Origin of the sequence: Rhodococcus sp. JVH1 (genome assembly GCF_000280725.2) — a bacterium.
Lineage (GTDB): Bacteria > Actinomycetota > Actinomycetes > Mycobacteriales > Mycobacteriaceae > Rhodococcus_F > Rhodococcus_F jostii_A.
Map to the genome: position 1 here is coordinate 161813 of NZ_CP166290.1, position 11627 is coordinate 173439.

The 11627-nt window shown below is 64.0% G+C and carries 11 protein-coding genes; 3 read left to right on the forward strand and 8 right to left on the reverse strand.

Annotation, left to right across the window (positions count from 1 at the left end):
- Positions 1–9 precede the first annotated feature (9 nt).
- On the forward strand, positions 10–762 hold the full coding sequence (locus JVH1_RS38335; RefSeq protein WP_009478485.1) for a FadR/GntR family transcriptional regulator: 753 nt from the start codon (positions 10–12) through the stop codon (positions 760–762).
- Positions 763–869: 107 nt separating this feature from the next.
- On the opposite strand, the gene JVH1_RS38340 is transcribed toward JVH1_RS38335, so the two are convergent.
- The 8 genes from JVH1_RS38340 to JVH1_RS38375 form a co-directional block, all read right to left on the reverse strand.
- The gene (locus tag JVH1_RS38340; RefSeq protein ID WP_009478486.1) at positions 870–1751 is read right to left on the reverse strand and encodes an alpha/beta fold hydrolase; all 882 of its coding nucleotides are present in this window, start codon (positions 1749–1751) and stop codon (positions 870–872) included.
- Between the two features lie 68 nt (positions 1752–1819).
- Entirely contained in the window at positions 1820–2650 is an 831-nt protein-coding gene (locus JVH1_RS38345; RefSeq protein WP_009478487.1) for a 3-methyl-2-oxobutanoate hydroxymethyltransferase, read from the reverse strand.
- Between the two features lie 26 nt (positions 2651–2676).
- On the reverse strand, positions 2677–3192 hold the full coding sequence (locus JVH1_RS38350; RefSeq protein WP_043781317.1) for a hypothetical protein: 516 nt from the start codon (positions 3190–3192) through the stop codon (positions 2677–2679).
- Between the two features lie 3 nt (positions 3193–3195).
- Positions 3196–4482 carry a Rieske 2Fe-2S domain-containing protein gene (locus JVH1_RS38355; protein ID WP_043781376.1) on the reverse strand — a complete coding sequence of 429 codons (1287 nt, stop codon included), beginning with the start codon at positions 4480–4482 and terminating at the stop codon, positions 3196–3198.
- 255 nt (positions 4483–4737) lie between these two features.
- Positions 4738–5724: a 4,5-dihydroxyphthalate decarboxylase gene (locus JVH1_RS38360; protein ID WP_009478491.1), complete on the reverse strand. Its 987-nt coding sequence runs from the start codon at positions 5722–5724 to the stop codon at positions 4738–4740.
- 2 nt (positions 5725–5726) lie between these two features.
- Complete coding sequence (locus JVH1_RS38365; RefSeq protein WP_009478492.1) at positions 5727–6746, reverse strand: amidohydrolase family protein; 1020 nt, start codon at positions 6744–6746, stop codon at positions 5727–5729.
- Positions 6743–7435, reverse strand: coding sequence for a 4-carboxy-4-hydroxy-2-oxoadipate aldolase/oxaloacetate decarboxylase (locus tag JVH1_RS38370; protein ID WP_009478493.1), 693 nt, complete (start codon positions 7433–7435; stop codon positions 6743–6745). The genes JVH1_RS38365 and JVH1_RS38370 overlap by 4 nt, the downstream gene beginning before the upstream one ends.
- A 1-nt stretch (position 7436) precedes the next feature.
- On the reverse strand, positions 7437–8561 hold the full coding sequence (locus JVH1_RS38375) for a zinc-binding dehydrogenase (protein WP_009478494.1): 1125 nt from the start codon (positions 8559–8561) through the stop codon (positions 7437–7439).
- A 117-nt stretch (positions 8562–8678) separates the two neighbouring features.
- Here JVH1_RS38375 and JVH1_RS38380 point away from each other — a divergent pair, with 117 nt between their 5' ends.
- Together JVH1_RS38380 and JVH1_RS38385 are read left to right on the forward strand one after the other, a co-directional pair.
- Complete coding sequence (locus JVH1_RS38380) at positions 8679–9632, forward strand: ABC transporter substrate-binding protein (protein WP_009478495.1); 954 nt, start codon at positions 8679–8681, stop codon at positions 9630–9632.
- A gap of 730 nt (positions 9633–10362) precedes the next feature.
- A complete protein-coding gene (locus JVH1_RS38385; RefSeq protein WP_009478498.1) occupies positions 10363–11265 on the forward strand; it encodes a carboxymuconolactone decarboxylase family protein in 903 nt (300 codons plus the stop codon).
- The last annotated feature ends 362 nt before the right edge of the window (positions 11266–11627 follow it).

Consider the following 11627-nt stretch of genomic DNA (forward strand, 5'->3'; position numbering starts at 1 on the left):
CATTAGTCCATGACGTCACAGAGCACACAGGCTGCGCCGCCGACTTCGGACGGCAGCGGCGACTTGTACCACCGGATCACCCCTGGCCGTGTCTCGGGGATGATCGTGGATCAGATCCGGTTGCTGATTCGAGAGGGTCAGGTGAAGCCTGGGGAACGGCTGCCGTCCGAGAGGGACCTCGGGGAGAAATTCGGCGTGAGCCGGGTCTCGGTACGTGAGGCACTGCGCGGACTGGAAGCGAGCGGGTTGGTCACCATCAAGGTAGGTGCAGGGGGCGGAGCCTTCGTGACCGCCCCGACCAGTGCGCAGGTCGGGGAGGGCATTGTCGATCTGCTGGCGATGTCGATGTTGACGCCCGCGGAGGTGACCGAGGCGCGGCAGGTGTTCGAGCTGGGGATCATCCCACTGGTGTGTGAGCGTGCAGACGAGCAGGACATCGCCGAGCTGCTCGAGATCTGCGACCGAGGTGACGCGGCACTTGCTGATGGGTCGTATCCGATGTCGTTGTCCGCGGAGTTCCACAGCCGTGTCGCTCGGGCAACCCACAATGCGGCCATTGTGATGCTCGCCGACTCATTTCAGGGTCCCACTCGCCGCTCGCTCGAACAGGTGAAGGAAGAGCATCCGGAGATGGGAGTCCGGGGCAACAAGGAGCATCGTCAGTTCGTTGCCGCGGTAAGCAAGCGTGACACGGACAAAGCAACGGCGGTCATGCGCACTCACATTGCGCGCACGGCCCGGCACGTCGCGAAGGGCAAGTAGCACGATCCGGACCGCCCCGATGAGAGCATCCGTTTCGAGGCGGTCCGGACCGTGCCGGGCTGGAGGTGATCCGCGGCCGTCTGACTGTTGTCATCGGCGGCCCGAGATCACTCGGACAGCAGGAAATCGGCTACACGGGCGGGGGCGGTCTTCGCGGTCTGGGCGACCACGGGGGCGTCCCAGTAGTCGGCCTCCGGCAGGCACTCCCGTAAGTAGTGTGCCGCTGAGGGCGCATGGGAGGAGTCCTGTCCCGGCACGATCAGCGCGGGGGTATCCATCACCAGCAAATGCTCCGGCTCGGGACCGGGGACGGTGTCACGGTCGAAAAGTGTTCTGCTCATGCCGGTGACGATCGTCGCGTACCGCTCGGGATCGAACTGTGCATAGCGTTTCGCGAAGTCCTGGTCGGTACGAACCACCGTCGCCCACGGCCCGACACGGGGATCCTCCGAGAACCCGTCGTCGGTCTCCACCGCGCGCTGCACGACCTGGTCCAACCCATACGTCTCCACGTATGCCAGGTGGGTGGTGAAACGAGCGTGTTGCTTCATTCGGTACTGAACACCGCCGGCGGGCGAATACAGCACCATCCGCGCCACCCGCTCCGGGTACGCCATCGCGAACACCGCGGCGATCGAACATCCGATGCACCCTCCCATCAGGTGCACCCGGTCGTAGCCGAGGCCGTCGATCAGATCCAGACCCTGGCGTGCGTAGTCCCGCCAGGTCACCTGCTCGATACGACCACCGGATCGGCCCGACTCACGCTTGTCGAAGGTGATGCAGGTGAAGTGCTCACTCAGTTGGGCGAGCATGTCGGTGCGGCGGTAGATGCCGTGCGTCTGCCAGTTCTCCAATGCTGCATTGAATCCGCCGGGTGAGAACATCAACAGCGGCGGGCCGGAGCCGGTCAGCTGATATCTCGTGGGGATGCCGTCCGCCAGGATCGTCGATGATTCCGAGACTGCACCGTCGGTATCGGTAAGCATGTCACTCTCCGTTCCCATGGCCGTTCCCGGCCGAAGTCCGCCAACCGTGAAGCCAGCGGTGGGGTCGATCAGGCCGGGACGACCTGCAGACCGCCGGCGATCTGCCGCGCCGATCGGACATCCTCGACGTAGGTGGAAATCGCGTCGTAGGCGATCTGGGCGACGTTGGCGTACGTCGTGGGCGGATGATCCAGACCCTCTGCGCTGTAACCGATTGCAGCCGTGGCCATCCGCACGCGTCCATCGAGCCACGGGCCACCACCGAAGCCCCCGATCACAGGTATCGACACGGCCTCGGCCACCGCGGCACCGACAACAGGACCCGAGTTGGTGAAATTGAGCAGAGAGGCACCAGCCCCTTCGAGGCGTTTGGCTTCGTCGACCAACTCGTCGAGCATCTCGACCGGAACCTCGTCACCAGGCTTCGGTGTTGCGCTGTAGGTGACGCCGTACTTGAGCGCAGTCTGTGGGGTGATGCCGAATTGCGCGAACACCGGAATTCCAGCGCGGACCACCGCTGCGACGGCGTCCAGGTGGTCCGACGCTCCGTCGAGTTTCACGAGGTCGACACCGGCCTCCTTGACCAGACGAATCGCTGCCCGCACCGCGGCGTCCGGGCCTTCCTGCAGCGGGCCGAAGGGGAAGTCGCAGCTCAAAAGGGCGGTGCTGACCCCCCGCCGGACCGCCTGGCAGACCACGATCATCTGATCCATCGTGATTTCGAGGGGATTCGACTGTCCCCACAGGTTGACGCCGACGGTGTCGCCCACCGAGACGATGTCGACGCCGGCGCGATCGACGATCCGGGCGATCTGGTAGTCCCATGCCACCACGCCGACGATCTTGCGGCCATCGCGTTTCATCGCCTGGAGGTCCGTCAGGCTGACTTTGTTGTTCATCGAAGTTCTCCTTTTAGGGTGCCATCTCAGGCCCGCAATGCCGTCAATACTTCGGCAACGTCCTGCTCGTCGGTGGTGGTCATCAGCACCCGCGCGTAAGGGCGTAGGTGGGTGACCGTGGCGCCGACCTCGCTGGGGTCACCGACGATCAGTCCGGCGGTCGTGATGCCGCGTACCGAACACGCCGCGCCGATGAGGGCGGCCGCGTTGTCATCGCTGTCGACCGTGCCGATCATGATGACGACGTCGGCATCGGCGAGTTCGTCGCGAAGGTGTGCCGACTGGCCGTCGCTGTCCTGCAGCAGGATCGACTCGGATCCGCCCGCCACCGTCGACGGAACAGGCGCGGCGAGGGTGAAGAACCGCGATGCGCCCCACGGTTGGGCGGCTACGGTGCGGACGATGGCGTCTGCGCCGGCGTCGAGGGCCACGATGCGTGGCCCTCGACGCCCCGCGATCGGCCGCTGGATCCGAAAGCGCATTTCCCGGGCGGTAGTGGCCCGGGCGCAACTGCTCATCGGAATCGGCTGGATCGTGGTCATGCCTTACACCGACGTCTGTGGCACGCCTGGGCGCACGGATAGATCCTCGCGGCAGGCCTCGGCGAAGGCCTCCGAGCGCGGCAGGACCACGGCAGCCGACCGCACGTGGTGGTGGGCGGGGTCGACACCGGGCGGCGTGATTCCCTGCTCGCGCAGGGCGAGCGCGGCCTTACGGAGCTTCTGTCGGGCCTTGATGATGCCGGTGTCGGCGGAGACCAGCATCTCCCTGGTCCGATCGGCGATCGGGCCCATACTTTCCTGCAGCGACGAGTCCTGGATCGCAATACCCGTCACGCCCGAGTACGGGTCGCCGCGTTTTTGGGCCTCCCGGTCCATCAAGTAGTCGTTGTCCTTGTTCCGAAGCGGCCGGTAAGTGCCGGGGACGTTCTCGCTGTGGATGCCGTGTCCGTCCCTCATCGCCTGCACCTCGTCAGCGGTGAGCGCACGCACCGGGTGGTAATCGAACGAGTACGCCCAGCAGTTCTCGTCATCGATCGGGATCCAGAAGTGTCCGTGGACTGGGTGATCACCACGCGGGGGAACCATGGTGAAACACGGCATCACCCACGGCGTGATGCGCCAGTAGTAGGTGTCTTCCTCCGCGTTGCGGCGAGCACCGACGAACAGGCCGCCGTCCGCCTCGGCTACCTCGAAGAACGGCTTGAGGTCGCCCATGTTGTACTCGTTGCCCTTGGTGCCCTTGAACAAGGGGTCGGACTTGAGGCCACCCGAGTGCAGGAACGACACGTGGCTCGAATCGATACCGCCCTCGAATGCCTGCAGCCAGTTGCACTCCTGCCACCGCTTGGAGGTGTAAGTCTGATCCGGCGGCACCAAGGCGAACTCGAATTCGGGCAGCGGAGGCTGCTTGTCAGGATCTCCCATGTAGGTCCACAAGAGATCGCCGATTTTCACCAGCGGGTACGACGTCAGTTTGACGTGGGAACAGAAGTTGCTGTTGTCGGGTTCGGACGGCACCTCGACCGCCTGGCCGGTCACGTCGTACTTCCAGCCGTGGTACGGGCACCGCAGGCCAGATCCCTCGTTGCGGCCGAACCACAACGAGGCGCCACGGTGGGCGCAGAACTCGTCGATGAGTCCGTAACGGCCCTCGCTGTCCCGGAAGGCGACCATGCGTTCGGACAGCAGCTTCACCCGAACCGGTGGGCAGTCGTTCTCCGGGAGTTCCTCGGCAAGAATGGCCGGAATCCAATACTGACGGTACAGATCGCCCATCGGCGTACCGGGTCCCGTCTGCGTGAGCAGCTCGTTGATCTCTTGCTTGAGCACGTTCGACCTCTCGTCTTCGCTGTCTGTGGTGTCGGCCCTCACCATGCACCATCGCGCGATTGGACTAATGTAATACCATTATGCACGGTTGGAACGGTGCTTGGGAAGCATCGGTAGGGCATTCTTCTGTTGGGTTTGATCCGTTGCGGCCCCGGATCGGTGACCGCGTCGCCGGGGTGGTGCTCGAATATAGTTCGGCGCATTGCGCTTTGGCTGATTCTCCCTAGCCGCAGTGTTACTTTCTGGCTGCCGGACTCAGATCACGAACGACTCAACAGCCTCAGGAGCGAACAAGTCCTCCGGTAGTCGTAGTTGTGACGACAGTCCCTGCTCGTGGTGATAGCGAAGGAATACGTCGAGCGCCTTCCGGTTCGCTTCCAGCCCGTACGACCAGTAGTCCGGACCGAGTAGCTCCCGCGTCTGTTCGAGTTGCTGGATCAGCCAGGGCTCCATAAATCGAAGGGCCGAGGAGTCGTCGATCCTGGCGTACGCGTCGTCACGGGCGAGCACACACGCCTTGTACAGCGACTGCGCCGCCCAGGGATGGCGCTCGTAGATGTCGCGGCGTATCACTACCACGTGCATGATCGGAAAGATGCCCGTTGTTGCGTAGTAATTCTTCTCGGCGGCAACGACATCCGGGAACAGCCGTTTAATCCGTGGATCGCGGCGTCGGAACGAGCTCGGGACGCGCGGGGTGTAGAGGGCATCGATGTCCCCGGAGGCCAACATCTCGGACAGCGCGTGGCCGGGTGCGATTGGCACAACGTCGAGCGCGGTGTCGACCGCGTATTTCTCGATGCGGCCGGGTGACTCCTGCCCGCCGGTGAGGTACGTGACCGAATCGACCGGCACCCCGTGGTACTCGGCGAGTATTCCGCGGATCCATACTCCGGCGGTCAGTTGGAACTCCGGGGTGCCCACCAGCTTTCCGCGAAGGTCTGCGGGTGAGTCGATGCCTGCATCGGTATGCACGTAGATGCCCCCGTGCCGGAACATCCGCGAGGTGAATACGGGCAGTGCCACGAACGGCGCGGGGCCCGAATCCAGTGAGGCGACATAGGTTGAGAGTGACATCTCCGCCACATCGAACTCGCGGTGTCGCATCATTCGGAAGAATGTTTCCTCGACGGGGAGCTGTAGGTACGTCAGGTCGATCCCGTCTGCGCGGACGCTGCCGTCCTCGAGCGCTCGGGTGCGGTCGTAGTCCCCACACGCGAAGGTCAGTTGCAGACGTCCCACGGTCACCGCCCCGCCGCCGCCAGGCGCCGGTCGAGCCGGGGGTATACCCGCCGGGCGTTGAGTTCGAGGACCTTTCGCCGGTCACCCTCTGCGAGCCCTGTGCCCTCGACGTAGCGCAGTGTGTCATCCCATTCGATACCCGTCGCCGGGTCCGCCCCGCGCACGGCGCCGAGCATTTCGGACGCGAATACGATGTTGTCCGCGGGTACGACCTCGTGCAGCAGATCGATTCCCGGCTGATGGTAGACGCATGTATCGAAAACGACGTTGCGCAGCAGTTCGCTCGGGTCCGGCCGACCGAGCCGAGCCGCCAGACCCCGGTATCGGCCCCAGTGGTACGGCACCGCGCCGCCGCCGTGAGGAATGACGAAGTTCAGCGTCGGGAAGCGGTCGAACAGGTCTTTCTGGACGAGTTGCATGAAGACGCTGGTGTCGGCGTTGAGGTAGTGCGCGCCGAGGGCGTGGAAGTTTGGGTTGCACGATGCCGACACATGAATCATGGCCGGCACTTCCAGTTCCACCAGTGCCTCATACAGGGGGTACCAGTATTCGTCGGTCATGGGTGGGGAGGTCCAGTACCCGCCGGTCGGATCCGGGTTGAGGTTGCACCCGACGAAGCCCAGTTCCTCGACGCATCGCCGCAACTCCGCGATCACCGGGTCGAGTGGGCCTGTCGGGGTCTGAGGCAATTGGGCGACCGGAACGAAGGTGTCAGGAAACAGCTCCCCGACTCGGTGCACCAGGTCGTTCGATGCGCGCGCCCACGCCGTGGCCGTATCGGGATCGGGAACATGGTGCTCCATCCCGGAGGCTTTCGGTGAGAACAGCATCACGTCTCCGCCGCGTTCCCGCAGAATCTTGAGCTGGTTGTGTTCGATGCTCTCGCGGATCGCGTCGTCACTGATCTGCGCCGGCCAAGGTACCGGCTGCGACGAGCTCGCCAACGCGGCGAGCTGATTGTCGCGGAATGCCTGGTGGGCGGGCGGCGTGGTGGTGTAGTGGCCATGGATATCGATGATCACGCCGGCAGTACCTCCTGCTCGACGTATTTGAGTCCCTTCCTCGTCAAGCGTTCTCTCATGTTGCCGACGTCGAGGCTGAGTTCACCGCGTCGGTATCTCTCCCGCGACGCGGCCTCTTTCTCCTCCCGAGATCGTGAGGCGGCCAGCACCTCGTCGGCCGCTTCACGGCGCACGACCACCACACCGTCGTCGTCGGCGACGATCACGTCGCCGGGATTGATGACGCGGCCTGCGCACACGACCGGCACGTTCACCGACCCGAGCGTCTCCTTGACAGTGCCCTCGGCGGACACGCACTTCGACCAGACCGGAAAGCCCATCGCTGTCAGTTCGGCGACGTCGCGGCACCCTGCGTCGATCACCAGGCCCCGAACGCCTCGTGTTGCGAGCGCGGTCGCCAGCAGTTCCCCGAAGTACCCGGCATCCGACGGGGACGTCGGCGCCACCACCAGGACATCGCCCTCCTGGCATTGCTCGACTGCCACGTGCAGCATCCAGTTGTCGCACGGTGCCACGCTCACGGTGACGGCGGTACCGGCCACCCGGGCTCCGGCGTAGATGGGGTTCATGTAGGACGCGAGAAGTCCTGTGCGTCCTTGGGCCTCGTGGATGGTGGCGACGCCGAACTCGGCGAACGCGTCGCGGACGGCAGGATCTGGTCGGCGCGGATTTTGAACGACGATTGACATGTCAGGACTCCTTTCCGAGCCAGGGCATGAGGGAAATGTGGATGACGTTCTCGTCGTCTGTCTCACCACTGAGCACCCGGATCGCATGATCGACCTGGTCCAGCCCGAACCGGTGGGTGCTGAGCAGCTCGAGCGGGAACCTTCCAGATGCGAGCTGTTCGAGCGCGAGCTCGCAGGCACGGTAGCTGTGGCCGCGGGCGCTCTTGATCGTGATCGCCTTCTCGGTGAGTTTCTTGACGGGGAAGTCGGGGAACGCGGCGAGCTCACCTTGGATCAACAGGGTGCCCTCGCGTCGCTTGAGGGCCTCGATTCCCAGCAGCACCGGACCGACGCCGGCACGCGAGGTGCAATCGAGGACGAAGTCGACGCCCTTGCCGCCGGTGATCTCCATGACCCGCTCGAGCGGATCTTCCTGGAGGATGTCGATCACCGCGTCGGCGCCGAGCTTGATCGCGAGTTCGAGGCGTGCTTTGTCCCGTGTCGTCCCGGTGACGATGATCTTCGACGCGCCGGCCTGCTTGCAGGCGACCACCTGGGACAGCCCCTGCTGACCGGGACCTTGGATCAGGACGGTGTCGGCGTACCCGACCCCGGCGGCGAGCAATGCCCATTCAATGCCGTTGGACAGCGGTGTCACCAGTCCAGCTAGCTCTGCGGTGACCCCGTCGGGAACCTTGTGCACCACCGCGTTCCACGGCAGGTACATGTACTCGGAGAATCCACCCCACAGCGTGCCGGGCTTATTTGCCGACGTGTAGCCGTACCGGCGGGCGTCGGGGTTGGTGCGCCAGTCGGTGGCCTCGCAGTGGCGATACTCGCCGATCCGGCACCACTGACAGTTGAAGCAACCGACATAGTGCTCGATGAAGACGCGGTCGCCCTCTTCGACGCCGTGCAGCTGCTTGAACTTCTCGCCGGCGCGGTCGATGACGCCGACATTCTCGTGGCCCATGATCACCGGGTCGTCGAAAGGCGGTGTCGCATACATCTTGACGTCGGTGCCGCAGATGCCGGCCACTTCGACCTTCAGCAGGGCGGCATCATCGGAAAGGTTCGGCATCGAGAACTGCCGTAACTCGGTAGCGCCCGGCGCCGTCCGCACGGCCGCGAGGACTTGCTCTCCCATAAATCACTCCCAGTACTCGGTCGGCCACGCGGTCGGCGCGACGCCAACGGTGGCCTTATGGTCTTTCCAATATACCATGATGTGTGATCGGTACCACGGCGCGAGAGCAGGAGAACCATGCCCGGACAGAATCGCAGGCTGACCACCGTCACCCGCACACAAGGCAACAACCGAGCACTCAAGGAAGGGACGGTCACACCTTCCGGTTTCACCTTCGAATTCGAGGAGTTTCCCGTACTCGTGCACGGCTTCCGCCGGATGGTGCGCTCCCTCGAGTTCGACGTGAGCGAGATGGCGCTCACCACCTACCTCACCGCACGTGAGCACGGCGTGCGTTTTACCGCATTGCCGATCTTCCTGGTCCGCGGCTTCCATCACGGCGCCATCGTCTACAACACCCGCTCCGGCATCCGCGGACCGAAAGACCTCGAGGGTCGCCGCGTGGGGGTCAATCGCGGGTACACCGTGACCACCGGGGTGTGGGCCCGCGGCATCCTCGAGTCGGAATACGGTCTCGCACTGGACAAGGTGACCTGGGTTCCCTCAGGAGACGAACACGTCGCCTCCTATATGCCGCCGAGCAATGTCGTTCCCGCCGCTCCGGGCAAGGACCTCGCCGCGATGCTGATCGACGGCGAGATCGACGCAGCCATCGGCGTGGAGATCGACCATCCCGACGTCGCGCCGCTGATCCCCAATCCCGACGACGCTGCCCACGCAGCACTGCGCGAACACGGGCTCTACCCGATCAACCACCTCGTCGTCGTCAAAGACGAGGTCCTCGACAAGTATCCGGACGTCGCAGCGGCTGTCTTCGACGCCTTCGCTGAATCCAAACGACGCTACGTCGACCGCCTACGCTCCAACACGATCGACAGCCCTACCGCCACCGACAGAATGTATGCGCGCGTCCTCGAAACCACCGGTGCCGACCCGCTGCCGTATGGGATCGAACCGAACAGGAACATGCTCGAGACGCTGATCGAACACGCACTTCAGCAAGAAATACTGACCCGCCCCGTCGCACTGGACGACGTGTTCGCAAAGGCGACGCTCGCGCTAACCGCCTGATCTGGTTCCCAAATCCGTCAACACACTCGCGCACCGCAGACAGCCGTGCTCGGTCCGGGCGCAATGCCCGAACTGATGACTCCGGCGTCCCGGCTGCATGCCACCACCGCAGCGGCCCAGTGTCGTGGATGCACCGGTGGTGATCGAAACGCTCCCGCACCCATGGGTTCCCCCAGTGACCCGTCGGGGGCGGTCGCAATTCGGGGGCCCGTCCCGGCCCGGGTCCGCGTCCGGTGATCGTCAGTTCCGGGAGAGTGCGGCCCGGACCGTCGGAACCACCTTGCCGGCGAACACGGCTCGATACTCATAATTCTGCCGAATGGAGTAGCCCACCGCCCCGGCCGAATCATCGCCGGCAGCGCCTACCACGCCACTGCGTGGCAGTCAGTTCGCAACAGCCCTTGACATTTTCGCGCACACTTCAGCATAGTGTCCTCTATCACACAAGGTCATTCCGGTCTCCGGAGTCCCAATGCTTCCGGTGCCTCCTCGCTCGTCTCTTCGGACGGTGATCTCAAACCCGGAGCGGGAGCCGTCCTGGCACTCACACCGGCAGATCGCGGACTCGCCCGACTGATGGACAACGGACCGGGTCTGCCTGCAGCCCACTCACCAGAAAGGGCGAGCCACTCCCCACGACGTTCACCTCACCCGCTTCCGCCCGCCGCCCGCAGCGTGGGTATGCCGGCAGCGCGGGCCCACCCGCCGGACACCGAACCTAGGAGAACATGTGGACCCCAACATCAACACACTCCGCCGCGCCTTTGCGCCGCGGCTCCAGACAATCGCTTCAGGCGCCCCGGACGTCTACGCAACGCTCGTGGGCGCCTGGGCAGCGAGCGCCGCTGCCATCGATGGCGCCGTCCTCGCGGCTATCCGGGACAGAATCGAGAAGATCCTCGGCGCCGAGTCTGTTCCTGCGGCCACAACCGACACTCCGGAGCTCGCCTTCATCGACCAGTTCGTCGATTATGTCGCCGATGTGGACGAGCAGCTGAGAGCGCCGCTCCTCGGCAAGTACGGTAAAGCGGGGCTGCGCAACTTTGTCGAAGCCGTCTATATCGCCGATCAGAGCGTGCGCCTGAGTCTGACTCATGAGCAGCTGTTCACACCCGTAGACGACCTTGCAGCTCCTCCCGAGCCCGATCATGTCCTCACACCGACCCGCGCCAATATGAAGTGGCACGACGAGATTCTGGCGCACGACGGATTGGACAACCTCACTCGCGAGGTCATCCGCATCCGCACTGGTTGGTACCACCAATGTGGACTCTGTAACTCTTGCCGGCTGGTCGAGGGAGACCGGGTAGTCGTCGATTCCGAGATGGAGACCCGGATCCTCTCGTATGAGCAAGGCTCGATGAGCGCTCCCCACACCGCTGCGTTGAGGTATGCCGATGCTCACATGGTCGAACCCGCCGGTCTGTCGCAGGCCCTGGCCGATGAGCTGCGAATGCACTTCTCCGATACCGAGCTTCTGCAGCTCACCATCGAAGTGAGCTCGTGGAACTACCAGAAGGTCTTGGTCGCCCTGGCAATTGACCCGCCGCTGAACTCTGAGGGGCTGACGGCTTTCACCATCGGGCGCAACGGCTCGATCCAGATCGGGAATCCGCTCGCGCCGGTGCACTGACATCGAGATCGGTACCGATTAACCGAACCTTGATCGACCTGTTCAGAGTCCAGCGAGATTCAAGACCGCGCGTATCCTTCGCGTCGTCGAGCATGCAAGCGGTTGCTAGTGGGTTGTGACATAAGTAATTTGACGGTCAGGGTGAGAGCAACTGGCGCTGCACGTATTTCTCCCGCGTGGGCGAGGTCCCCCAAACTTCCACGGCTTCCGCAGTCCCGATTAGATGTGTGAATTCCCATGAACTCTCGTGAGTATCAGCAATCACGGCATAGACGTCGCTCCTCTTGGATCGAAGCCAACCGCAAGCGCAAACATCCTGACAACGAGGTTGAGCGCCTCATCGAGTTCGCCATCAGGTGGGC

What these genes read in the sequence shown, in the direction of transcription:
- JVH1_RS38335 (WP_009478485.1), top strand. Translation starts at nt 10, where the DNA reads ATGACGTCACAGAGCACACAGGCTGCGCCGCCGACTTCGGACGGCAGC.
- JVH1_RS38340 (WP_009478486.1), bottom strand. Translation starts at nt 1,751, where the DNA reads ATGCTTACCGATACCGACGGTGCAGTCTCGGAATCATCGACGATCCTG.
- JVH1_RS38345 (WP_009478487.1), bottom strand. Translation starts at nt 2,650, where the DNA reads ATGAACAACAAAGTCAGCCTGACGGACCTCCAGGCGATGAAACGCGAT.
- JVH1_RS38350 (WP_043781317.1), bottom strand. Translation starts at nt 3,192, where the DNA reads ATGACCACGATCCAGCCGATTCCGATGAGCAGTTGCGCCCGGGCCACT.
- JVH1_RS38370 (WP_009478493.1), bottom strand. Translation starts at nt 7,435, where the DNA reads ATGTCAATCGTCGTTCAAAATCCGCGCCGACCAGATCCTGCCGTCCGC.
- JVH1_RS38375 (WP_009478494.1), bottom strand. Translation starts at nt 8,561, where the DNA reads ATGGGAGAGCAAGTCCTCGCGGCCGTGCGGACGGCGCCGGGCGCTACC.
- JVH1_RS38380 (WP_009478495.1), top strand. Translation starts at nt 8,679, where the DNA reads ATGCCCGGACAGAATCGCAGGCTGACCACCGTCACCCGCACACAAGGC.